This window comes from Blautia marasmi, assembly GCF_900258535.1.
Taxonomy (GTDB): Bacteria; Bacillota; Clostridia; order Lachnospirales; family Lachnospiraceae; genus Blautia; species Blautia hominis.
The window spans coordinates 3,120,111-3,145,388 of the sequence record NZ_OIWX01000001.1 but is presented as its reverse complement, the minus strand read 5'-3'; the positions used below and the strand labels follow the sequence as shown (position 1 = coordinate 3,145,388).

Genomic DNA, 25,278 nt, shown 5'->3' with positions numbered 1-25,278 from the left:
TGTAGTATCATTTAGCCAAATTCTATTAACACTTTTTTCGGGAGGAGATACATCTATGAAAGTACTTTATAAGGTTGGAGGGACACTGTCAAAAGACTTTATCGGACAGATTTCCTATACCGTATGCCTGGACCAAAAATACGAGGAACTGGACATCGGTTTTTCTTTTGATAAGCAGAGATACACAGCCGCGGACGTGACAGAAGACGTGATCAGGGACTTGACAGACTACTGCCGAAGCCATTATGGCCTGGAACTGCCTCCCGATGCAGATCCGGTAAAAGAAATTACAGAAGGTACCAAAACGGAGATCCACACACTGGCCTCTCTCAATGACCGGTTCATCGGCTGTATCCACCGGCAGCTCACTGACAGACACATGCACTTTTCAGCCTCCTTCGCCACAGAGGGCTGTATCCCTCAGACGGAACTGGAAGGGGTCCTGAAGGTGACCATACTTGTCTTCAATGTCCTGATGGATGACACACATTATACGCTGCAGGTTTCTGCCAAATAAGGAGGTTCTCATGTACAAACGACTGGAATTACATAATCACACCACAGAGTCCGACGCTTCCCTCACCTGTGAAGATCTGCTTCACTGGATGGAAGCAGATCAGGTGGATGCCTTTGGCCTTACAGACCACAATACCATCTCCGGCCATCCCAAAATGCAGAAGCTGCTGCAGGAGCGCAGTTTGGACATACAGTGTATTTACGGCATGGAGTATACCACCTATTACGGACACATCCTCTGTCTGAACTTAAAAGAGTATGTGCCCTGGGAAACCATTGACCGCCGCCGCCCGGAACTGTTGTTTCAGGCCATCCAAAAAAAGAATGCCCTGGCAGGCATTGCCCATCCCTTTTCCTACGGCTACCCCTTTGCCCGGGGATGCCGCTTTGAGATGGAGCTTACAGATTACAGCTGTGTGGATTTTATTGAAATCTTCAATAACCCGGAACCGCTTCACCAGGTCAATGAAAAGGGACTGCTTCTCTGGGAAGATCTGGTGCTGAAGGGGCTGCCCATTGCCATGACCTGCGGTATGGATCTGCACGGACGCTGGGAGATGGGAGATCAGTTTGCCACCTTTATCCGGGGGGAACCGGGCGGTGATATTTCCGCGGAACTGGAGCTGGCAGTCCGCAGCCAAAAAACCTGTATCTCCAAAGGACCGGTCCTGGAGGTTTCCATGACCCCTGACAGCCGCTTCCTTACCTTTCATCTGGCTGACACCAAAAAACCCGGCTTCTCCTGTCCGGATGCCTCCGGTTATCTGGTCACGCTCAAAACCCCGGCGGAAACTTACACCGCGGACCCCGACCGGATGTTCCCCATAGATAAACTGAAGGGCGCGGAATATGTGATCCCAAAATTATACTATAAAACTACGGATATTGAAAACCTGATCTGTGTAGCCCCGGTCCTGCACCTTGCAGGGCAGAGCCGCCTGCCGGGGATGTGACGTTATGAAATGGAAAGGTATCTATTCCCACCGCATCTTTACGCAGCTTGTTGTCTTTACTCTTTTGATCAGTCTGATCCCCACCTTGTCCATCACCAGTTTTCTGTTCTACAAGCTGGAGAACATGGTCAAGACCGAGCTTTCCAATTCCTATCGGCAGATGACCTCTCAGTACATAAAAAACATTGATGAAAAACTGACCCAGTACCAATACAGCCTGGACGTGATCGCCGATAATACGGTGATCCTGGAAGCTCTGGTGGATGAGACAAAAAGTCCTTACATTAAGGGAGAACAGATCAGCAGTGAGGTCACAAAGTCCCTGCTCCTGGACCGTCAGAAAGAAATCCGCAATTGTATGCTCTACTCTGATATGGATGAGTACCCCGTATACGGAAAACGGGCTTCCATGGTCAAGGAGGCCGGACACGAGGAATGGTTTCTGCGGGAACGTGCTGTGAAGGAGGGCAGCTTCAGCTATATCTCCAGCGCAGGCAATGTACCGGTTCTCTCCTTTGTCAAAAACATTGAAAATGTCAATATCCATAACTATGAAAAAAAGCAGCTCGGTTTTCTAAAGCTGGACCTGTACATGGAGCTGGTCTTCAAGCCTGCCAACACAGACCATGAGAAGGATTCCTCCTATGATGTCATTGTCTACAGTGACAAAAATGAACTCCTGTATTCCTCAGCACCGCGAAAGAATTCTCTGCTGGACGCATGGCTTAATACGGAAAACTCCACAGAACTGCTTGACGGCTTTACCGTCAAACATGAGAATCTGAAGGAAAGTTCCCTGAACGTCCTGCTTTTGTTTGACAATCATCAGCTGGCTGTCAAGCAGCGGACCGTAAGGCAGATGGTCCTGCCTATCCTTCTCGGTGTTACTCTGCTCATTATATTCTGGGCCTGGCTCTACAGCCGGAACTTCTCAGCCAGGATCGGATGTCTGGTCCAAAAATTCCACAGGGCAGAGACAGGTGACCTGAATATCTACGGGCCGATCGCAGGCAATGATGAAGTGTCAGAGCTGGACCGCCAGTTTTCTCACATGCTCGGGAAGCTGAATGCCCTGATCCAAAAAAATTATATCCGGGAACTGGAGAACAAGGAAGCCCAGCTAAAAAACCTACAGCTTCAGATCAACCCTCATTTTCTATACAACACCCTGGAAACCATCAGCTCTATAGCCGCGGTGAAACAGGTATTTGATATCTGTGATATCTGCCAGAAACTGGGGGAGATCTTCCGCTATAACCTGGGGAAAAATTACGGAGAATTTGTGACTGTGGCACAGGAACTGGGCCATGTACAGAATTATATCTTTATTATCAAAAAGCGATACGGAAACCGGTTTGAAGTATTCTACAATATCTCCCCGGACACAGACCAATTCATGACCCTCCGCTTCATCCTGCAGCCCATCATTGAGAACGCAATCCTTCACGGGCTGGTCAAACAGACCACCACAGGCACCCTGGAGCTGTCCGTCTGGGAGGAGGAGAACTGTCTGATGATACGTGTGGAGGACGACGGGATCGGCATGGATATCCAGAAAGTGGAGGAACTGAACCGCTCCATAAATGTAGCGGACAACCTGACCAAAACAGGACGGAACATCGGTATCCGCAATGTGAACCAGAGGATCAAACTCGCCTGCGGGGAACGGTACGGCATCACCGTAAAAAGCACTCTTCACTATGGCAGCCAGTTTGATATACGGCTACCCCTCATTCGGAAAGGAGAAAAAACGGATGAATAGGAACCTGCTGATCGCAGATGACGAAGAACTCATTAGAAAAGGCCTGATCGCCCGTCTCAGCTACCTGGGATTTGAATTCGACCAGATCATGGAGGCAGAAAGCGGCTCTGAAGCGCTGGAGGCTGTCAGACAGAATTCCATATCCATTGTCATCACGGATATCAAGATGCCTGATATGGACGGACTCTCTTTTATCCGTGAGGCCAAGAAACTCTCTCCCCATCTGCGTTTCATGGTGTTAAGCGGTTACGCTGAGTTTGAATATGCCAAGACTGCGTTAAGTCTGGGTGCCAGCGCCTATCTGCTGAAACCCCTGTCCAACAAAGATTTAAAGGAAGAGCTGGACAAACTGCTCATGCAGGTGGAGGTGGATACAAGAATACGCAGAGACATCACTTCCAGGAAAAAACTGGAGGAGGAGAATATTGCTTACACGCTGGAAAAGGAAGTCAATGCCCTCCTACACGAGCCGGCAGGGGAAACTTCAGCAGCAGACAAATATCCCGCATTCTACCAAAAGATTTCTCCCCACCCCGGAAAACGCCTCCTCCTGGGGGTCATCAATATTGAAGAAAAAAGCTGTGAGAATCATTTCAGCAAAGGGGACACAGAACTGATCCGGTTTGCAGTCAAAAATGTGTTTGACGAGATCAGTTCCCCGGGCAAGGTCCTTCTGGTCAACAGCATTATCCACAAACATCAGATGTATGCTGTCTTTGAGGGCAGCAGCAGTGAATCCTCCGTTCTCCGCCGGGAGGTGGAACAGTTCTTCCTGGAGATGCGGACAGTTCTGGAGAAACAGATGGGTATTTACCTGACCATGGGCATCAGCAGCCAGACCCGCAGGCTCTCTGCCGGCGTGTTAGGGGAGGCGGAATCCGCTCTCCGCCAGCGTACCATCTACGGTGACGGCAATCTCTATTTCTATGAGGACAACGCGGTTTTTTCCGGAAAATCTTTCCCTGCTTCCGAGCTGTACTTCCTGGAACAATATCTGGTCCAGGGCAACATCAACGGCATTCACAAGCTCCTGTCCGAATTGTTCTCCGAGGAAATGCTCCTAAACTGCGGGGTTTCCTACATCAGGATCTTGTGGGTGCGTATCCTGAACCTCCTCTTAAAATATTATGAGCCGGAGATACGCCAATACATCGGCGTGGAAGACCTTCTGCACAACTTCCGGGTCCTGGATGAACTCTGTCTTCCGGAAAAAACACACCGTTATATTTCGGAGATCGTCACTGACTGTATCAGCAAACGGGGTATGCAGGATGCCAGTTCCAAAGACAAGATACTTCTGGCAGCACAATATATCAAAAAACATTATAACGAAAACCTGGCCATAAACAGTCTGGCAGAACTCTACAACATGAGCCCCAACTACTTCTCCTCTGTCTTCAAGAAGGAACTGCACCAGTCCGCGGTAAACTATATCACGGAAGTCCGTATGGAAAAAGCCAGGGAATACCTCAAAGACACTGATCTGAGCGTGATCGAGATTGCAGAAAGGGTGGGCTATGAGGACAGTCAATACTTTTTCCGGGTCTTTAAAAGGACAGCCGGGGTCACACCCCTTCAGTTCCGCCAGCAGCACAGGTTCAATATGTCCATGTAGAAATATCTACTCCAAAATGGTGATATATCCATTTCCCCTTTTTCTGTTCTGATGTATATTGTTGAATGCAGAAAAAAGAAAGAAGAGGTATATCTCATGAAAAGATTTCACAAGCTTGAAAGTAATAAAATGGCATTCTGTCTGTTCCTGCTGTGCTGGTTTGCCTACTTCACCTCCTACATCGGACGGCTGAATTTCTCTTCCGCTATGACGGCAATGATTGATGAACAGGTACTGGCAGGATCCCAGGCGGGCTTCATCAGCATGGTATATTTCTTTGCCTACGGCATTGGACAGATGTGCAACGGACTGCTGGGAGACAAGTTCCATCCCGGACGTATGATATTCACGGGACTTGCCGCTGCCGCTGCCGCCAATTTTGTCATGGGATTTGTGGATTCCTTTTTCCTCATGGCTCTGGTCTGGGGCATCAACGGCTACGCCCAGTCCATGATCTGGCCTCCCATCATCCGGATCTTTGCGGAAATGCTGCAGGAGACACAGAAGGTACGCTACTGTATCCACATTGTCTCCTCCCAGGTGGCCGGGACGCTGGGCGCCTATCTCCTGGCCGCAGCCGTCATGTGGCTGGCAGGCTGGAAGGCTGTGTTCGGTGCCGCTGCTCTCTGCCTGGGCGTTATGGCCGCTGTATGGTTCTTTGGTTTTGGCCGCATTGAGAGGTACAGTCAAAATCACGGAAAAGAAGAGGATACGGCCTCTGATACTTCCGGTCCCGTCCCCCCAAATACAAAGGCAGTCCCTTTCACCTCCCTTCTGTTCAGCTCCGGCCTGCTGGCAGTGGTATTTCCGGTACTGGTCCACGGAATGCTGAAAGACGGTGTAGCCACATGGGTGCCCACATTCATCAGCAAAACCTTTCTGACTTCTCCGTCCCTCTCCGTACTGGTGACAACGGTTCTCCCTGTGGTAAATCTGGTGGGCGCATATGCGGCACAGTATGTATACCGCCGGGCAGGCAGGCGGGCCTTGAAAGCCGCCATCCCCTTTTTCCTGCTGGCTGCAGCAGCGCTTACCGGCATACGTCTGGCAGGCAGCCTGTCCATTGTCCTGACGGTGATACTGTTTGCGCTGATCACCGCTTCCATGATGGCAGTCAACACCTTATTTGTGAACCTGCTTCCTTTGAACTATGAAAAACAGGGGCGTGTCTCCACCGTATCGGGTTTTCTGAACTCTGTGGCCTATCTGGGAACCGCTGTTTCCACCTTTTCCATCGGGGTCATGGTGGACCATCTGGGATGGACCGCAACCGTGACCAGCTGGATCATAGTGACTGCTGCTGCCCTTATGGTCTGCATCCTGAAATCCCTGCGTGAAAACGCCCTTTCTAAAAACCTTTGAGAACGGACAAGTGCTGCCGGAAAATACTCCGGCAGCACTCTTTTTTTACTGTGTTGTAAATGTATCCTAATATTTTTTCATTTCCCGCAGGGACGCCGGGGAAACTCCATAGCACTGTTTAAACTTCCTGTAAAAATAGCTGGTATCCGTATATCCCACTTCCTGGGCAATATCATTTATCCTGCGGTTAGTATTCAGGGTCAGATCCTTGGCAATCCCGTTCTTAATGTTACTCAGATATTGGGTAAAGGAGCACCCCACCTCTTTCTGAAAAATCTGGCCCAGATAGGACGCGTTCATATGATACTTGTATGCCAGGGTTTTAAGGCTCAGTTCCTCTTTATAGTTTTTCTGCACCTCTGTCATGATCTGTTTTACCACCGGCGTATACGCGGAATTCTCTGTATGCAGATATGTGATGATCTCCGAGATCTCTGAGATAAACATAGCCTTCAGCCCAAAGATATCCTCTGCCCCATAGATGCCCTCCACCATATCAGACAGATCCTGCATATTCTTCTCTTCCAGCTTATATTCCCCTTTGATGTCCCATAAAAGCATGGCAATCTTAAGGGCAGTTTGGTACAGATTATTCACATCTGCGTCTTTCCTGATATTATTGATGAACAGATCCTCAATATAATTGATGGCCCCGTCCCGGTCCTTCTGCAGGATCATTTTGCGGAGCTGTGTCTCGTCAATGGCAACGTCTTTTGAGCCACGGTTTTTAATATGGTTCTCATCCACACAGCTCCCGTACCCGTCCAGCATCCTGTACTTCTGCATCCGCATGGCTTCCCGGTAGACCTCCGGGAGCGTCTCATAATCCGTAAAAGAAGGGCCGATGCCTATAAATGTAAATATCCCCAATTCGCTTTCCAGCCGGTTCTGCAGGTAGGAAAAGCGGCTGTGGATCTCACTCCTGATTTTCCTGGCAGTCTCCCCCTCCCCGCCATTCCAGGTATAATCTGTGGAGAAACATTCCACCAGAAGCAGGGTGTCTGCCTTCAGATGGATCACTCTGCACGCTTCTTCCTGCAGAATGGACAGCAGCTCTGACATATCCCCTTTCCGCATACTTCTGCTGTCAATCTTCATAACCGCTGCGGACAGAAGTTCTGCTTTTTTCACTTTTGGAAGCAGAGAGAGAAATGTCTTCCGCTCTTCCTCCCCGCTTCCTCCTTCCAGGAACTTCTGCCATCCAATGCGGTCCTCCATCTTCCTGGCATTGTCCTGGTCCATCTCCTGAAGTTTTAAGAGTGCCTTTTTTACCACTGCCTCAAGCTGCTCCTCGTCTATAGGTTTTAATATGTAGTCCTCCACATCAAGCTGGATCGCTTTTCTGGCATATTCAAATTCATCATATCCTGTGAGGATCACAAACCGCACCCTCTCATTCCTGCTCCTGATCTCTTTTAAGAGGTTCAGACCGTTCATCACAGGCATCTCCACATCCGTCACCACCAGGTCCACAGGTTCCTTTTCCCAGAGGGACAGCGCTTCCTTTCCGTTGTGCGCCATATGTACCACATCAAGACCCAGCGCCTCCCAGTCTATAATGTTCCTTATTCCCTGGAGGATCAGTTCCTCATCCTCCACCAGCATTACTTTTTTCATCTGTTTCCCTCTCCTTGACTTTCACCAACAATATCACATGCATTCCCCGCGGCCTGTTTGCCTTTAAAAACACACCGCAGGTATCCCCATAGGCAGCCTTCAGTCTGCGGTTGACATTGGTCATACCAATGGATTTGCGGGTATCCATCTCATTATTTTTAAGCTCCCGGTTCTTATTTTCCATATCCTCCCCGGGCATGCCCCTGCCATTATCCTCCACGTGGATATATAAATCGTCCCCTATGCGCCTGGCATAAATCCTGATTTCATTGTCACTCTCCTCCATACGGATCCCATGGATAAAATAATTCTCAATAATGGGCTGCAGTATAAATTTAATGACTGGAATTTCGGAGAGTTCCGGACTGCACTCCACACTGGAACGGAACTTTCCCTGGTAGCGGTATTCAAACAATTCCAGATATTTCTTACAATAATGCATTTCCTGCATCAGGGTGATCACATCCGCCTCCTTTAACTGGCTGCGGAATGTGACGGCAAGACTATACAGCATTTTTCCCACTTCCCTGTCCCCGTTGCAGATAGCCTTCATGCGGATGGCCTCCAGGGTATTGTACAGAAAATGAGGGTTGATCTGACTCTGAAGTGCCTGCATCTCCGCATTTTGCTGCTCTATCTCTGCCAGATAGCTTTTTTGGATATAAGACTCCAGCTCCTGGCACATAAGGTTAAAATGGCGGGAGATCATATCCAGCTCGTCCCCGTTTTCGTTCTCCGGGAGCTGTACTTTTAAATTTCCCGTCTGCACCTGGTCCATGCCCTGTATGATACCATCCAGCCTTTTTGTAAGGCGCTTCAGATAACTGCTGATCAGAATTTCACCTGTTATGACCAGAACAGCACCGATGGCCAGTATAGCCACTATATGGACAACCGGGATGGAAGCGGCTGTATGCTTATCAAGTCTGGTGGCTACTATATAATCTTCCACGCTCTGGATCTGTATGTAGGATCTAAGCTTCCTGCCTGCGTCCTCCTGCTGGAAATCTTTCAGAAGCAGGGAATCTTTCTCCGGATATACCTGGTTTCCGTTATTATAATACAAGTACAATTCTGCCATGGGATACTTTTCCTGAATGGCTGTGATAGTACCCGTGTCAAATGTGAAGACAATACAGCCCTCTATCCTCATACTGAGAGGATCCCGGATCTCCTTCTGGAAAGAATAGGAACCGGGGGATGCCAGCCCCCCATCCAGGATCTCCTTCCTCCGCTCTCTGCCGTTGTGATCCACACGAATGTCATTTTCCGAATAGAATACCGTTGTTTTATTATTGGTGTAACTGATAAGTTCTATTTTTTTGATATCCGGATATGCGGAATAGGCATTTTCCACATAGCTGTAAATGTCCTTGTTGTCCACTGTATTGGAGGAGGCATAAGTGTCCAGATGGCGTTTAAGATACTCCTCTGTTTCATACCGGAAATAATTGAGCATGTCCTGCAGTTCCGAATTATTCTGGTAGATGGCTCTGTGCAGGTAATCCGCATCTGAGCTTGCACGGTTCACCTCCAGCACCGCCTCACCGCACAGTTTCCCTGCATAATCCTGGTTTGTCTCCAGCATACGAGTTCTGCTGGATGATATGAAATATAAAATGAGCACTCCCACGATCAGGATCAAAACTGCTGAGTAGCTCAGGAATAATTTGTGAAATAGATGTCTCGGGTTTTTGTTTTCCATATGTTTCCTCCTGCACATAAGTATAACATAACCATGTATGCCTGGGAAAGAAAAGAATCCAAGGAAAAGAAAAAGAGAGTTCCAAAGAACTCTCTTGGTCTCCCTATTTAATTAAACTTTCAGAGTGCGTCCGGTCGGGGATGGGAATAAAATCTGCCGCTGTACCTCTTGATCTCATCCACAACAACAGCATTACGCCCCGGCGTTTTTAATGCAAATAATGCAATATAGCTGCCCCCCGGCGCCATCTCATCCAGAGTTTTCCTGACTGACCGTCGGATGTCCTCCTCGGAAATACACAGCCCATCCATATATTGGGTATCGAATTGTCCCTTCTTTCCCGGCTCACTGTCCGCTGTAAAAAATACGGCTGTACCGGTACATCTCATCATCCAGATTGGTATTACCTTTGACTGGTCTCATGTCACGGATTCTGTATGCACATCGGCCTTTGCTCCCTCTGGTCTTTATCATATCTTTGATGATCTGCACAGCCTCATCATCTGTAATATTGCCGCTTATATTAAAATTCCCAAGCTGTATCAGCCTATCCCCATACAGTTCCATGATCTCATCTTTATCCGTAGCCCCTTCCTGCCCTTCCCAGGCATCGAAACCTGCTTCGATAAAGTTCGGTATATGCATACGCACATTTCCACAGGAGTGCAGAGCAATATACATGCCCTCCTGATGTGCTGCCTGTGTCAGCTTTCGATACTGGGGAATAAATAATTCCTGATAGATTTCTCCGGAAAAAAACGGAGCGCGCTGTGCTCCCATATCATCATGGAATAAGATCATATCTGCATGATAATATTTCTTTGCTATTTTTATCAGTTGGATATACCAGTCAATCAATTTGTCATAAAACGCTGTTAATGCTTCTGGTTCCTCCAACAGATAGCAAAAGGCGTCCTCAAAACTGGTCAAGTCTGCAGTCCTCTCAAAAATGCCGTTGTAAATCACAAAGTAAGTAAATCTGTCATTTGGCAGCATACTGTATAGTTCATCCGCATCCTTTTTCCAGTCTAACTGCTCTAAATCAGGAAACACCAGCTCTTTCTCCCAATTTACCATGTCCGATAACCTGCGGGTACCGGGTTTGACCATGGCTGCTTTTGTAAGGGGCTCATACTGCCACTCCACCCCGAACCAGTCTATTCCACCGAAGGCTCTTGCGGACGCATCCGGCATCATATCCGGGCATATGAGGTTCATATCCCGGTTCATATTGGGCAGCCACAGCGGTTTCTCTCCCCGGAACACCCGAAGTACATTTTCTCTAGGTGTGACAGGAGTGGAAAGCTTGGGCTGCTCCACACTTGCAGACCCATAACTGCCCGGAATTTTATAAGACCCTATACGCTTCATCTCTGATTCTGAAAATCTCACAGTGCTCATATGCTCTCTCCTTATTTATCTATTATCATAACTGTTTCGTACCCTCACAGTTACAGGTAAAAATCCATGCAGAATCGCCTTTGGCGATGGGATGTCAGCGCAGTGAATGCGCAGCCCCTACGGAATAGTTACCTATTATCTACACATAAAACAACAGCACAATAGCAATGGCCGTAATCCCTCCACTGAGCACAGGTATTAAATTTCTCTTTACGCAGGTCAGAATATTTACATTCGTAGCGGATGCTATATAAAGAGAAGCGCCCGCCACCGGTGTAACCGCGGACCCAAGGGCGCACCCGATCAAGCCCAGATGCAGCAGAGGAAGAGGCTCAAGTCCTGTGGAAGTTATGATCGTAGTCATTACCGGTATGATCAGACTGACATTCCCGTTAAACACTCCGGTTACCCCAACTACGAAAATCCCCAGGAGGGTGGTGATAGAAATGGCAATGGCAGTCCCCCCGCCGATACCGGAAAGCCCATCTACGATCAATTTCATTCCCCCTATCCCACTCAGGGCAGATGCAAAGAGTGTACCGAAAACAAGCAGGATACCAGGCCCTTTAAAGTAATCTCCCATCCCGTTGAATACCACAGAAACATCATTAAAGCACTCACGGAATTTCCTTCTGCATATACTGTGCACTACCACAGCAAGAAGCAGACTGAAATAGCAGGCCGCCACAACACTGATAACTATACTCCCCACGATCAGCTCACTGAAGATCAATATGGTCACCAGGGGTACCAGCGGCAGCAATGCGTAAAAATACGGAACACCGATATCCCGTACAGACTGGGATTCCAGAACTTCTTCGGAAGCCTCCGCATGCTCCCTTTTATCAAAAAACTTGGAAACCGGTATGAATACTGCCATTACAACCAAAAGTACAACCAGCATTACGGGAATCTGGCTTGAAACAAACCACTCCGACACAGACACGTCCTCGATACCTGCCAGCGACAGGGCTGTATACAGGCTGGCATCCGAAGGTCCCCAGACCGTCACATAAGAAAGCAAGACTGCTGATGCACTGGTTGTCTTAGAACATCCCACCTTGAGGAGTACCGGATACAAAGTGGCGATCATCAGGGCCGCAACACTAATACCACTTGGAATCACAATCTTTATCAGGTTGCCCACTAAGATCATCATGGCTGCCAGCAGATACGGCGCCCTGATCTTTTTCAGCGGCGCAGCAATCATTGTGGCAAACATATCCGACGCTTTAATATGTTTCATATAGACAATGTATCCGTATATAGACATGATAATCAGCACATTGCCCCCCATTGTTCCCTGCGCACTTGTATTGAGTTTTTCAAATATATCGAAAAACGCACTGCCGCAGGTGGCTTCCCCCATAATATCCGCCCCAGCCAGCGTAAGTCCCGCATAGGCAGCCAGAGACAAAGCCAGTAGTGTTACAACTGTATTATACTTTTTGACAATACTGAAAATGAGCAGTGACAAAAGAACTGCAGTTGCCAGAATTTTGATCATTTTTCGTTTCCTCCTTTACTTTTATATGTTTATTCTAAAGGGAAAACAATATTTTTACTATTCTCCCGAAGGTTTAAAAAAAGCTGTTTCTTTTTATGCATGTAGACTATAAACAGATTTTCGCTCTCCTACCTCAAAGTATGCCGTCTAAAGTATAGATTATTTGTTGTTGCTGTGCTATAATAAAGCAACTAAAAACTCAGGCAATTGCACAGGAGCTGATTTCAGATGGTAAACACAACCCTTTTTCTCAATATGCAAATTCTCTCGGATTATCTGGATGACCAATTTTCCGACTATATCTTTTACCGAAGCAATGACCCCATGGTCCTGGAGGACGTGCGTCTCTATTATGGGCAAACTACAGTTTCCCAGCAGATGGTCTACGTTACATCTCCTGCGTATCTTGACGACCTGATGAAAAAGAACTGCAATATCATACTGGTAGGACAGGCAGTCATATGCCCGGACCCTATCCATTATAAAAAATCTATCATACACATTCCCAGGAAAGAAAATCCCTGTTTGATCCTGGAACTGATACAGAATATCTTTTTGAAATTCCGGAAATGGTCCGCTCATTTGGAGCAAATACTGGCCGGTCATGGCAGCATGTATGACCTTTGTTCTGCTTCCATTGAAATCTTTGAAAACCCTGTCTATATTCTAGACCACAATAACAACGCCATTGTGCGCACCGCATTTGTTGTGGGAATGATGGAGATGAAGATGGATCCTGCTACCGGAAATCTCTTTCTTCCTGTTGAGAGAAGAAATCTTTTGTATCACTCAAAAGAATTTCTTGAAACCTATCAGACACAGACTGCTCAATACTGGATTCCCCCCTGGAACAAGCACAGAGACATCTACATTAATATATTTGATGAAAATAAGCGTTATCAGGGACGGATCCTGATCAATGAACTGCAGTCCTCCTTTAAAGCCAGCCAGCTGAATCTTCTGGAATATTTCTCCTGCTTTATCAAAGAGGCTTTCTTATCCTGCCGTTCTATAGAAAAACCCAAAGACAGCCCTTTACAAAAGCTCCTCTACCGGTATTTATTTGATGAGGATATAAACGAAGAGCATCTGCTGGAGCAGCTTGACCGAATCGGATGGCATCAGGAAGATGGATATCTGACAGCCAAAGCATCCCTGCCCCACCTGGATTCCAGCTATGCTTACAGTGCCTGTCTGGATATCACAGAAAATATCAACGACTGCGTAGCCTTTTTCCGTGAAACAGAGCTGTACGCTGTATGTCATGTGCCGAGATCCGTCCATGATCCGGCGCCTTGCTACTCCCTCTTCCATGAAATAGGATTGAAGGGCAGCATTCATTTTGGAGCAAGCAATCTATTTTATAATATATTAAAACTCCCAAATTACAGCAAACAGGCACAGGCCGGCCTCGAATACGGTCTGTGGCTGCATCCGGACCAGTATTGTCATCCTTTTTCCGGGATTGCCTTGTCTTATATGTTAAAAAACTCGGTTGGTGATCTAAACTCCAATATGGTATGTGCATCCAGTATCCGTTTACTGGAAAAAATCGACCTGGAAAGGGGCAGTGATTATCTTAAAACTTTGAAAGAATATATTCGTTCCAATTGTCAGCCTGTACTGGCCGCCAAGGCCTTATTTCTACACAGAGGCACCCTTACCTACCGGTTAAACAAAATACAGGAACTGACAAATCTGGACCTGGATGACAGAGATACTATCTTATACCTGGATCTCTCCTTCCGTATACGGGATTTATTCCGGCAGGAGGCTTCAGACTGGTCCCCCCGTACTACAGCGGCCAGAAAACCGGAATCATAACAACACATGCAGCAAAGCACACAGCCACCAGCGGAAGACCCTGTCTCAGCCAGTCTCCCATGTATATTCCACCTTCCTCCGCAAGCATTGGATAGGACGGTGCCGCAATGGGCAGGGCAAATCCACAGCTGGATGCGATCATAGCTGTCAGCATAACGGGTTTCAGATTCACATCGAGACTAGAGGCAATCACTAAAACAAACGGCAGCACCACGCCAAAAGTACCTGTATTATTTAAAAACTGGGTAATCAGTGCCACCAGCAGAAAGACCACAGCTATCAGTATTCTGTCAGGAATATCATCCCAGAATAGTCCGGCCGCCTTCTCTGACAGCAGAGAATCCAGTTGGACCTTCTCAATCCCTATTCCTAACGCTTTCATCCCCATAATGAACATTAATATATCCCACCGGACAGCATTTATGATCTCATTTACCGATAGGATCCCTGCTCCGCCTAAAAACAAGATGACTGCACAGCCGGCTGCGTAGGCGGAGATCAGTGCCTTCTGATCAGGCGCTACCGCAAGAATAAAAAACAGAAACGTCAGGGCAACGAGTATCTGGTTTTTTCTGCTTACTGCGCTTTTCACAATCGGCTGCACATCCATACATCCGGCTCTGTCGGGCAGATACCTGCTCCCTACAAAACAATAATATAAAATCATCAGGATACCCGCAGGCACGGTCACAAGGGAAATTTCAAAAATCCCCATGATATCTCCCGGCACTGTATTTTCGTAAGCAGCCTTCCCTATCATATTTAAGGGGGTGCCCATAATGGTCATCATGCCTCCGATCGTTGCCGCATAGGCGATGGCCATCATAGACTTTGTCTTGCTGACCTTAAGACTGCTTCCCAGCGTCAGTACCAGGGACATCATGGTAACCTGCACGGCCAGACTGGACAACATACTGGATAACGCTGCGGTGCACAGACTAAGGACCAGGAGTATGACACCATCGCTGGTTACTTTTTTCAGTCTTTTCTGCATCCACTTCCCCAAAATATCCGATAGTCCCACCCTGAAAAATGCTTCACTGAGTACAAAGGCTCCCACAAAAATAAACATGGATTTGTCGGCAAGTCCTGAAAAAGCCTCAGCAGGGGTAATAATACCTGAAACGGAAAGCGCACAGGGAAGCAGCAAGCCAATCCACCCCAGGCTTGCTTTTCTTGTAAGCAGAAGTGCGATCAACACCACTATCATCCCCACAATAAATATCTGTTCCGCATTTCCCATTTTTCACCCCGCCTTTCCCTTCCCCTTTACTGTCAGCACATACTAAGATCCTGCACGGATGAGCTTTACTTCCTGATCTGATCTTGATGTAATTATAGCATTTCTGATAGTCTGCGTATATTCGGCGGGTATTATAAAAAAAGCAGCCTGATTTTACACATCAAGCTGAAAAGGATAAGGGGGCCTGTGCCAATGACTAGCCCATATATCCAAAAAAGACACGGGAGCACCGTGTCTTTTAAAGATCATATATGATTTTCTTCCAGTGAAAGCAGAACCTTCTGGTTCATAAACGTTATGAGGAACCCATACAAACTCCCCATAAATAATACCGCTGTCCCTGCCTTCAGTTCAAACAGCATCAGGATAACCCCCAGGGAAACCATGCTTCCCAGAGTGCTGGCAGGCCTGGTCACCAGAAGGATCAGGGATGTCTTTACTATATCCCTGTTTTTCATCCGGTAACGGGAAGCCAGCAGGTACAGATTGGGCGTGACTACTAATGCTGCCGCGAATAAGATGACAAATAGGATCATCAGAGGAAAGATGGGAACCTGGACCGCGAAAAACTCAATGTTTATCTCAAATATCAGTATGAGGAACATATGCCCTGCTGCCAGAAGATATTTCTGCCCACAGTCATCCATATATGCCTTCCTGAAGTCTCTCCACGCCCCCGACTCTGTACCAAAGAGCAGTCGGTTCATGGTGTAAAACAGAGCGGAAAGGGCAGGCCCCATGGGAACCATGCACAGCAGAAACAGGGGCAGGCAGGTGCGCACCTGGGAAACTCCCACAAAGAGGAAAAACAGAAGCACCGGAAAGTTGGAAAGCAGAAACAAAGTATTTATTCCGATCACGTACCACAGTTTCTCACAAAATCCCAATATTTTTTCCATCTGGAACACTTCACTAAACATTTTTTCCTCCTTTATGGGTTCCGCAGGTCCTTATACCGCCCGGCCGCCATCACAAGACGGCAGGCGGCATATTGCTGCACACTGTATGGTTTATATACTGCTCTTTATAACGCTATCAGTATCGTCTTGATCTCATACGGATGCAGGTGAAGTTTCATCTCCCCTGCCGGTTTCTCCTCTGTAAGAGGACGCTCTCTTAAATCGCCCTCCATCCAGCGGGAATACGCAAATCCCGGTGTCACGGTTACCGTCTGGGAACTTCCCGCAAACTCATGGAAACGGAGCACAATATAGTTTCCGTCCTCGGATTTTTTCACTGCGTCTATTTCCACCTGCTCGTTATCAAATGTGACAAAGCTTTCAAAATCTACCCTGGTCTTTCCCGCTGTTACTTTCATAGGATCATTGAGCGCACATGCCTCCTGCACGGTCTGCCCCTCCACGAAATCCCCGCCGTGAGGCAGAAGTGCGTAGGTGAAAGTGTGCATTCCCTGGTCCTGCAGATGGTCCGGCTGCAATCCGGAGCGCAGAAGAGAAATACGGATCACATTGTCCTTGATATCATGTCCGTATTTGCAGTCATTTAAGATGCTGACACCGTAATTTCTCTCGGAAAGGTCTGCAAAACGGTGGGCAACACTCTCGAATCTGGCCTGATCCCAGCTTGTATTCCAATGGTTCGGACGCCTTACATTGCCGTACTGCACATCATAAGTGGCATAGGTGGATCGGATGTCAACCGGGAACGCAGCCTTTAATAACTGCTGTCTCTCATGGAAATCCACATCTGTCTTAAAATCAATCCTCCTTGAATCCCGGTAAAGGCTCATATCCTGGGATATCGAGGACTTCATATATCTCCACTCCATATGGATCGTCAGCTTCAGAGGGCCGCACTCGGTCACCTCAAATGCTGTCATCTCTGTGATCTCCCTCATCTTCTGCTGATAGTAAATATCAATATCCCATGCATCGTTGTCAATCGGCTTATCCTCAAACATCTGCAGGACATTTCCCCGCTGTCCTTGTGCCAGGACTTCACGGGCAAAAGTCTTGTCATAGAGCCTGGTCATCTGGCCGTAATCATTCAAAGATACCAGGTAGTATGGTGTCTCAATCTCTCTTCCCCGGATCACAAAGCTGTTCTGCTCATCCTTACCCTGATCTTTCGGATGGAAACAGATAACTTTATGTCCCATGGCAGGTACCTGTTCTGCTTTTACATACACGGCGTTTTCCCCTTTTTGTACAGGCAGAATGCTGCCTTCCTCGTCTGTAAAGTACCCGTCATCTGTGCAGGGGACTGAGACCAGTTCATCTTTCTGCCATGCGGAAGCATTCCATACTGTCCAGGTATTCTCCTGCTGCAGGGCAGTGTTCTTTGTAAAATCATCCTCCACCTGTACGGCAATATCCTCAATTCTGGCATAGTCTTTGTGACAGTCCTCGTAAACTTCATGGATGGAAGAGCCGGGAATGATATCGTGAAACTGGTTGGTCAGGATCAGTTTCCAGCCTTTTGTGAGGCTTTCCTGCTGGGCTTTTTCAAGGCTTCCCTCCATCAGTCCCTGCATCACGGTCATCCACTCTACGCGGCGGTACAGAAGTTCCATCTTCCTGTTCATGCGCTTGTTATAACCCTGGCTTGTGTAGGTTCCCCTGTGGTATTCCAGATACAGTTCTCCGTCCCAGGTGTTTACATACTGGTCTGTGTTCTTTACAGTGTCCTTCAGCTTTCTGAAATACTCCCCTGCTGTGGAGGTTTTCACATGGGGCAGCCCCGGGATCTTATCCAGCCTGCGTCTCTGTTCCAGCATATCACGGTTTACACCGCCGCCGCCGTCCCCGAACCCGTAGGCAATGAGCAGGTCTTTGTTCATCTCCTTCTCACTGTAGGCATCCCATACCCCCTTCACGGTCTTTGGCATCAGCTTTCCGTTGTAGGTGTAGAACCAGGATCCGGGTTCATTCCAGGGCTCCGGCGTGGTAATGAAGTGGGTCAGGACTTCGCTGCCGTCAATCCCCTTCCATTTAAAGGTGTCGTGAGGCATACGGTTAAACTGGTTCCAGCTTATCTTTGTGGTCATGAACATATCAATACCGGATTTTTTAAGGATTTGGGGAAGTGCCCAGGAATAGCCAAACACATCCGGCAGCCATAGGTATTCCACATCTTTTCCGAACTCTTCCTTGATAAATTTGCTTCCGATCAATATCTGGCGTGTCAGGGACTCCCCGCTTGTCAGATTGCAGTCCGCTTCCACCCACATGGCTCCGTCTGCTTCCCAGCGTCCCTCTTTCACCAGCTCTTTGATCTTTTCATAGATCTCAGGAAAATCTTCTTTCACGTATTCGTAGATCTGGGGCTGTGTCTGCAGGAAAATATATTCCGGGAACATTTCCATCATCCGAAGCACAGTGGAAAAAGAACGGGATGCTTTCTCATGGGTATGTTTTAATCTCCACAGCCAGGCCATATCAATGTGGGTATGTCCCACACAGTATACATTTACCAGAGAGTGCTTATCCATCCGGTCAATCTTCTCATTCAGCACCCGGTCCGCCTGATGGACAGACTCATAAAATTCATCGCTTCCCGGATATGCCCAGTCAATACAGTGGCAGGCTTCGTCCAGGGCATTTCTCAGATCATAACGGACAGGATCATTCTCATCCAGATTTTCAATGGATTCCAGCACCATGGTTCCCAGATAGTAAAAATCATCCACTTCCTCATCCAGCCAAGCCAGGTCTGCTCTCTTGATCTGATGCTCCTGGACTGCCGGTACTCCGCCGCCCTCCAGTCCTGACCAGAGACGGAAGGTAAGGCTTAACGCCTTCCCAAAGTATTCCTCCGGGAAAAATACTTCCTGATGGTTCACGTCCACACCCTGGAAAGGTTCCTCATTCAGGTAACACATGGACTCAAATCCGCTGTTGTTTCCTGCTCCGGTATTTCCGAAATCAAAGATACCTACCGCTCTTTTTCCGGTCCACTCTGCGGGAATACGGATCTCCCTGTGCATCCACAGATAGCGGTCCCTGCCTGCCCAGCGCTCCCCTTCGCTGATTCTTCCCCAACCGTCAAAGTTTATGGGAACCTGGGGATTCACTGCTTTTTGTTCATCCTCGCACATAAGGAATTCTCCTATAGGAGTTACGCCACGGTATCTGTATTTCTTTACTTCGTCCATTCGCCTCTGTAATTTTCTATCTGTTAAAAACATAATACCTCCTGCTTCGCACTTTTGATTATCTTTATGTCTCTATTTTACATGTTTTACGGGAAATAACAATTTTCCTTTTTCTAGGTTTCCTGTACAAATTCTAGAGCGGTTTTCAGGCTGGCGAAAGCGTCATGATTGACCGGTCTTTTTATCTTTTTACCCTGTATCCCAGATAGTCCAGCATAAGTTCACTGTACATGGCATTTGCCCAGGAGAACCATTCTCTTGTAAAAATCTCAGGGTTATCCACAAAGACTCCCTCATGCATCATGCCTTTTCCACCGTCTGTCCCCGCAAGGCGCCTGAGCACCTGCACTTTTTCCTCTTCCATAGCTGCGGTCAAGCCTTCCATGGCTGCGGCAATATGCCAGACATATCTGGAAGGTGTGTGAGGACTTCCGATGCCGGACAGTTTGTCCCCTTTAAAATAGTACGGATTTGCTTCACTGAGCAGAAATCTTCTTGTATTTTCCGCCACATCACGGCGTCTGGGAATGTATCCCAGATACTCCATGGATAAAAGGCTGGGTACATTGGCGTCATCCATGAGATTATACTGCCCGAATCCGTCTGTCTCGTAAGCATAAATCTCTCCAAACTCCGCAGTCCTGACGATTCCGTATGACTCGATTCCCGCTGTTATCTCCTCACGGAGCCGCTCTGCCCGCTGTGCGGTAAGCTCTTCATGAAGGAAACTGCGGCATATCTCTGCCATATATCCCAGAATGACACAGGCAAACATATTGGAAGGAATGAGATATCCATATGTACATGCATCGTCACTTGGACGGAATCCTGACCAGATAAGACCGCATCCCTCTTTTACCAGTGCACCTTTTCCCTCACGGGACAGAGTATCTGTAAAAACGCAGTTTTTCCGCTGGAAACGGTATTCCGACCGGGACTCATGATACTGTTCCCGTTCAAATACATCCATGATAGTTTTGATCCCGGTTAAAAATGTATTGTCAAAGTGTTCCGTATACCCGGTATTTTTCCAGAGAAGATAAGCCAGCTGTACCGGATAACACAGAGAGTCAACCTCAAATTTCATTTCCCACACCCATGGATTTTGGTCCGGAAAATCTTTTTCCCAACAGTTTCCGTTATCCGTCTCATTAAAGGCATTGGCGTAGGGCTCCTTTAAAATACAGTGAAACTGTCTCTTCACAAGGCCTGCGATGACCTGTGTCAGCTTCTCGTCCTTCCCAGCCGCCAGCAGATACGGACGGAGCTGTGCAGTGGAATCCCGCAGCCACATGGCAGGGATGTCCCCTGTGATCACATGGGTGGTTCCGTCTTCCATCTCTTTTACTGTGGTGTTTAGTGTGTTGGTAAAGCAATTGCGGAACACCTCCGCAAGATATGGCTCCTCTTTGCATTTTTGTTCTGCTTCTTTTATCAGTTCTTCAATGATTTTGGGGTTTTCCATTATATAGTCCTCCTGTATTCTTTCGTATAATTTGTTATGTGTCCATCCTATCAAAAACCGGGGAGACTGTATAGTGAAATATCTCTTGAAATTTGTTAACTTTTCTATTCTCCACGATTGTCTGTATTTTAAATAAAGAGCCTCCGGACTATTAAAAACTCACCGTCCATGAGACTCTTATTCTTTATCTTTTTATCACAAATTGGTAACTGTTCAGTACCTTCACAGTTACAGGCAAAACTCCATGCAGAATCGCCTTTGGCCATATTTTTTGCCTGGCTTCTGAATAGTCACTGCAAATTACAGATATCCAATTCCTTCACCGCACAAGAATGCTTCTTTGTACTCCTGTCATAGGTCAATGCTACCGCAAAGACCTTGCCGGATGTCTTATTTTCACCAATCAAATCTTTAAACCGCAATGCATATTTTTTCTCCCGGATCTGCTCCAATGCCGTCTCCGGTGCTGCATCAACTTTTAACTCCAAGATCAGTGCTGTATCACAAGGATCATAAGGATAAAATATAAAATCTGCAAAACCCTTTCCGGCTCTGTCCTCGCGTTCCATGCGATAATTGTCTCTGGCAGATAAGTAGATCAGATTAACCAGTGCTCCCAGATCTGCCTCACTGTTGTAATTTAGAATCGGCACCTCCGTATCATGTGCAAGAGATAAAATATCCTCCATTGTCCTGACATCTCCGCATAAAGTAGCCTGTAACATTTCCTGTGAACGCTTTGCTAATTTGGCAATATACCCCATTTCCCGGCGCTGCAGAACTTCCTCGTATTTTAACATCAATTCTTTATTTGGAATTGCTATTTTTCCATCCTTATGAGTCAGCATACCATAAACCAGCATGGCTGAAAAAATATCTTCGCGGCTGTGCAGTTCCATAGTTTCTGCGGTAAAATTCTTAATGCAAACCTCAATCCACTCTCCTGCCACCATCCGCACAATATCCTCTTTGACTTCGTGCAAATTGTGATTGATATAGAAAAATATTTCATCATACGGCCCCGTACTGCTCCAATAAGTCCCCAAATGATTCTCTGACAATGCCCGGTTCACAGAACGAGGATTATACACTGACTCTCCCTCTGCAGTCTGGTACCCGTCATACCAGATTTTCAACTCCTGAAAGGTAAACCTGACATCTTTTGTATGCTTTACATATTTTTCATATAACTCCATCACCTCTCTGTCCGTAAAACCGAAACAAGTGCTGAATCTGGCAATCCCCGTGTCCGCCATAGTATATTCATTGAACATATTCAGCGGAGAACCGCTTGAATACTTCGCAATCGGGAGAATCCCTGTCATATATGCCATCTCTACATAAGCCTGTGATTTGAGTAGATTCTGCAGGAAACGCAGAAATTTAAACTGGTCGTTCCCGCTGAATGTATTGTCATGGAAAATAAAATCCCACTCATCCATAACGAAAATAAACCGTTCTCCTGTTTTACCTCTGATCATCTCAAGAGCGTCCCAAGGTGTATCTGTCTCTGTAATCCCGCATTGCGGGTACTGCTCTGCCAAATCTTTCATAAGTTTTTTCACTATGGCACTCATATAAGTATTATAATCTTCACACGGATACGGCGTTTTGCTAAAATCAATAAATATAACATTATGTTTATTGATGTGTTCTTCAAAATCAGGACTCTTTTTAATTTTCAATCCGGAAAACAATTCCCTGCTGTCATACCCCCGTGAAAAGAAAGACGCTATTAGGTTTGCAGCCGCGGTCTTTCCAAATCTCCTTGGCCTTGTAATACAAATAAAACGGTTTTCTGTGTTGAGGACAGGGAATAGCTCTTCAAGGATTTCTGATTTATCCACAAAGTATTCCATTTGCGCGATATATTTATAAGATTCATAACATACATTATTGTTTAAATAATATGCCATACTATCCTCCTTACGTTTTCTGCAAATTATTTGTCTGCATTTTCTGTAAATATGTATTTAAAACTAACTCTATTGTTAGATTATAACACATTGGCAGATTATAATCCAAAACATATCCTATAAAATCCTAAATACTAAAATACCGGCAGTTCTGGCTAAACCAATAACTGCCGGGTATTCCCTATCTTTTCTGACATTTCTCACAGAAATACACATTCCCGCCCATATATGCGACCCTTTTTATCTCCCCTCCACACCGCATACACGGCTGATGCAGGGAATTTTTAGAGAGCTGGGTAATGTACCCGCCTTTGTTTCCGAATAGATCACGTTCCGTATCTCTTCCCCCTCCGTCACACATCTGCTGCAGCGTACCGGTCACAGACTCGTAGAGGCTCCGGAAATCTTCCTCCTCTGCCTCACGCATATCAAACCTGGGGTCAATCCCCGCATTCCACAGGATGTCCTGCAGCACACCATTTCCCAGACCGGGAATGCGTTGCTCTGTTGCCAGATATGTCTTGGCCGATATTTTTTTCCCGGTATCAGGATACAGGCCTTTGAAATACTCATACGTGAATGCCTGGTCCAGAGCCGTATACTTACTGATGGAAGAACGGTAATATTCTTCGTCACACTCCCCCAGAGGATACGCGCCGATAAATGCATACATCTGAACCGATACGGAAAGTGCCGTGTCGTCATCAAAGGCCAAAAATAGCTGATGCTTTTTCGGAAATTTTGCCTTCTCCTCATAATACCTGGGATAAGCGCCGTCTGACAGGATGATCATATAGCTCTCCGTGTCGATTTCCAGCATACCACCCCGGTTCACGGCCTTTATAATTGACTGCCCCTGGAGCATTTCATCGTATTCCTCTTTGTCCCCATGAAAAAATGCAAACTTATGGGGTGTATATCCCGCCGTTACATAGTCAATGGTCTTTCCATGCAAGGTCTCTGTTATCTGCTTTGCTATGGTCCGGCTCTCCGGCAGTTCCAGCATAGTCGTTGTCCTCCCTTAAGCCTGTTTCCACCTCTTCAGTGTGGGGAACCAGGATTCCATCATTTTTCTGGCCTCCTCCTGGGTGCCGAATGGGTTTCCGTTTTCTTCGTTGAATTTCAGGTTAAACTGGATCATATCCTCCATAGTCATATCATCGGTAAATTTACCTTCCTTATAACAATAACAGCAATACTCCTCATTTCTTCCCCCGTCATTGTTGGTACCGAAATCCTCGGCCTTTTCCATGGGCATACCGCAGCTCTGACAAAATTTTTTATCTTCCATATTCGATGTCCTCCTGTTTTTCTTACAGAATACACTATGTAATATGACACCTTATGTCATATATGATAAAGTTTTTTTATTTTCTCCGCCTCATTTTTGATCTGCTCTTTCAGCCATTCCGGTTCCAGCACCTTTGCGTCCGCTCCAAAGGATAAGATAAATCCTGTCAGCCATCTGCCCGGCGCGAACGCTGCTTTTACCTCAAATCCTCCGTCTGCCAGACGTACAATATCTTCCTCCGCAAAAAAATCCAGCACTTGAAACCCGGCTGCCTCTGTAAAACTCAGCTTAATGGGAATCACCTTCCCCGGCATTTTCTCCTGCTGTTCCCCGGCCTCAGCCGCCTTCCTTATAGGGAAGATCTCCTCCTCCATCTGCAGTTCCCGGATACGGTTCAAACGGAACAGACGAAATGCCTGCTTTTTTCTGCAGTATCCTGACACATACCAGTGTCCGCCCTTAAAACAAAGACGTACCGGCTCCATTGTTCTCCTGCTCTGGATGCCGGAAGAATTATAATACTGAAAGGTCAGCAGGTTTCTGTGTAAAATGGCATACTTGCAAAGCTCAAAATATTCTTTCTCCTGTTTTCCTGCACCCCAGGTCTCAAAATCCACTTCCAGCCAATCCACCGTCTGCCTGCCGAACAGCCCTCCAAGCTGAGAAAGAAGCCTGCTGCTGTCCCCTGCTCCCACAGCGTCCAGACTTTGGAGAGCGGTCATGATATGCTCCTGTTCATCCTCCCCAAGCAGAGTCTTGTCCAGCTGAAAATGCTCCATGAGCCGGATCCCGCCTCCATGCCCCTTCTCTGTATAGACCGGTATGCCTGCAGCGGAGAGTGTATCTAAGTCACGGTATATGGTGCGAACAGATACCTCCATCCTTACGGCCAGCTCTCCGGCTGTTATCTCGCGGTGCTCCATTAATATGTATAATATCTCAAATAGCCTGCTGTTCTTCATTTTTCCATCCCGTCTGTGCCGCAAC

At 47.0% G+C, this 25,278-nt stretch carries 19 protein-coding genes; 6 read left to right on the top strand and 13 right to left on the bottom strand.

What is annotated here, in order from left to right; genetic code table 11:
• The first annotated feature begins 55 nt into the window (after nt 1–55).
• The 5 genes from C6P39_RS13525 (at nt 56) to C6P39_RS13505 (ending at nt 6,208) form a co-directional block, all read left to right on the top strand.
• Nucleotides 56–517, top strand: a complete 462-nt coding sequence (locus C6P39_RS13525) for a DUF6669 family protein (RefSeq protein WP_095172242.1) — start codon at nt 56–58, stop codon at nt 515–517.
• A 10-nt stretch (nt 518–527) separates the two neighbouring features.
• Nucleotides 528–1,469, top strand: a complete 942-nt coding sequence (locus C6P39_RS13520) for a CehA/McbA family metallohydrolase (RefSeq protein ID WP_158661566.1) — start codon at nt 528–530, stop codon at nt 1,467–1,469.
• 4 nt (nt 1,470–1,473) lie between these two features.
• Entirely contained in the window at nt 1,474–3,231 is a 1,758-nt protein-coding gene (locus C6P39_RS13515; RefSeq protein ID WP_104804129.1) for a sensor histidine kinase, read from the top strand.
• On the top strand, nt 3,224–4,846 hold the full coding sequence (locus tag C6P39_RS13510; protein ID WP_158661565.1) for a helix-turn-helix domain-containing protein: 1,623 nt from the start codon (nt 3,224–3,226) through the stop codon (nt 4,844–4,846). Before C6P39_RS13515 ends, C6P39_RS13510 begins: the two co-directional genes overlap by 8 nt.
• Nucleotides 4,847–4,942: 96 nt before the next feature.
• The gene (locus tag C6P39_RS13505; protein WP_104805927.1) at nt 4,943–6,208 is read left to right on the top strand and encodes an MFS transporter; all 1,266 of its coding nucleotides are present in this window, start codon (nt 4,943–4,945) and stop codon (nt 6,206–6,208) included.
• A 66-nt stretch (nt 6,209–6,274) separates the two neighbouring features.
• Here C6P39_RS13505 and C6P39_RS13500 read toward each other — a convergent pair whose 3' ends face one another.
• From C6P39_RS13500 to dcuC, 5 genes are all read right to left on the bottom strand, one after another.
• Nucleotides 6,275–7,825 carry a response regulator gene (locus tag C6P39_RS13500; RefSeq protein ID WP_104804127.1) on the bottom strand — a complete coding sequence of 517 codons (1,551 nt, stop codon included), beginning with the start codon at nt 7,823–7,825 and terminating at the stop codon, nt 6,275–6,277.
• Nucleotides 7,797–9,530, bottom strand: a complete 1,734-nt coding sequence (locus tag C6P39_RS13495; RefSeq protein ID WP_158661564.1) for a sensor histidine kinase — start codon at nt 9,528–9,530, stop codon at nt 7,797–7,799. The genes C6P39_RS13500 and C6P39_RS13495 overlap by 29 nt, the downstream gene beginning before the upstream one ends.
• A gap of 119 nt (nt 9,531–9,649) precedes the next feature.
• Complete coding sequence (locus C6P39_RS13490) at nt 9,650–9,922, bottom strand: hypothetical protein (protein ID WP_158661563.1); 273 nt, start codon at nt 9,920–9,922, stop codon at nt 9,650–9,652.
• Nucleotides 9,876–10,931: a uroporphyrinogen decarboxylase family protein gene (locus C6P39_RS13485; RefSeq protein ID WP_242987042.1), complete on the bottom strand. Its 1,056-nt coding sequence runs from the start codon at nt 10,929–10,931 to the stop codon at nt 9,876–9,878. Before C6P39_RS13485 ends, C6P39_RS13490 begins: the two co-directional genes overlap by 47 nt.
• Before the next feature lie 139 nt (nt 10,932–11,070).
• Nucleotides 11,071–12,438, bottom strand: a complete 1,368-nt coding sequence (dcuC, locus tag C6P39_RS13480) for a C4-dicarboxylate transporter DcuC (protein WP_104804124.1) — start codon at nt 12,436–12,438, stop codon at nt 11,071–11,073.
• Nucleotides 12,439–12,666: 228 nt separating this feature from the next.
• On the opposite strand from dcuC, the gene C6P39_RS13475 reads away from it, so the two are divergent.
• Nucleotides 12,667–14,262 (top strand): PucR family transcriptional regulator, encoded by a 1,596-nt coding sequence (locus C6P39_RS13475; RefSeq protein WP_104804123.1) that lies wholly within the window; start codon nt 12,667–12,669, stop codon nt 14,260–14,262.
• Here the strand turns inward: C6P39_RS13475 and C6P39_RS13470 are convergent.
• The 8 genes from C6P39_RS13470 to C6P39_RS13435 form a co-directional block, all read right to left on the bottom strand.
• Entirely contained in the window at nt 14,234–15,505 is a 1,272-nt protein-coding gene (locus C6P39_RS13470) for an SLC13 family permease (protein WP_104804122.1), read from the bottom strand. The two genes, C6P39_RS13475 and C6P39_RS13470, sit on opposite strands and share 29 nt — an antisense overlap.
• A gap of 245 nt (nt 15,506–15,750) precedes the next feature.
• Nucleotides 15,751–16,425: a DUF624 domain-containing protein gene (locus C6P39_RS13465; RefSeq protein WP_104804121.1), complete on the bottom strand. Its 675-nt coding sequence runs from the start codon at nt 16,423–16,425 to the stop codon at nt 15,751–15,753.
• A 104-nt stretch (nt 16,426–16,529) separates the two neighbouring features.
• Nucleotides 16,530–19,652 carry an alpha-mannosidase gene (locus C6P39_RS13460; RefSeq protein WP_104804120.1) on the bottom strand — a complete coding sequence of 1,041 codons (3,123 nt, stop codon included), beginning with the start codon at nt 19,650–19,652 and terminating at the stop codon, nt 16,530–16,532.
• Nucleotides 19,653–19,800: 148 nt separating this feature from the next.
• A complete protein-coding gene (locus tag C6P39_RS13455; protein WP_104804119.1) occupies nt 19,801–21,084 on the bottom strand; it encodes a glycoside hydrolase family 125 protein in 1,284 nt (427 codons plus the stop codon).
• 290 nt (nt 21,085–21,374) lie between these two features.
• Nucleotides 21,375–23,000 (bottom strand): AAA family ATPase, encoded by a 1,626-nt coding sequence (locus C6P39_RS13450; RefSeq protein ID WP_104804118.1) that lies wholly within the window; start codon nt 22,998–23,000, stop codon nt 21,375–21,377.
• 181 nt (nt 23,001–23,181) lie between these two features.
• Nucleotides 23,182–24,006 (bottom strand): DNA-formamidopyrimidine glycosylase family protein, encoded by an 825-nt coding sequence (locus C6P39_RS13445; protein ID WP_104804117.1) that lies wholly within the window; start codon nt 24,004–24,006, stop codon nt 23,182–23,184.
• Nucleotides 24,007–24,021: 15 nt separating this feature from the next.
• Nucleotides 24,022–24,291 carry a zinc ribbon domain-containing protein gene (locus tag C6P39_RS13440; RefSeq protein ID WP_104804116.1) on the bottom strand — a complete coding sequence of 90 codons (270 nt, stop codon included), beginning with the start codon at nt 24,289–24,291 and terminating at the stop codon, nt 24,022–24,024.
• A gap of 56 nt (nt 24,292–24,347) precedes the next feature.
• Complete coding sequence (locus C6P39_RS13435) at nt 24,348–25,253, bottom strand: helix-turn-helix transcriptional regulator (RefSeq protein ID WP_104804115.1); 906 nt, start codon at nt 25,251–25,253, stop codon at nt 24,348–24,350.
• Nucleotides 25,254–25,278: the final 25 nt, after the last annotated feature.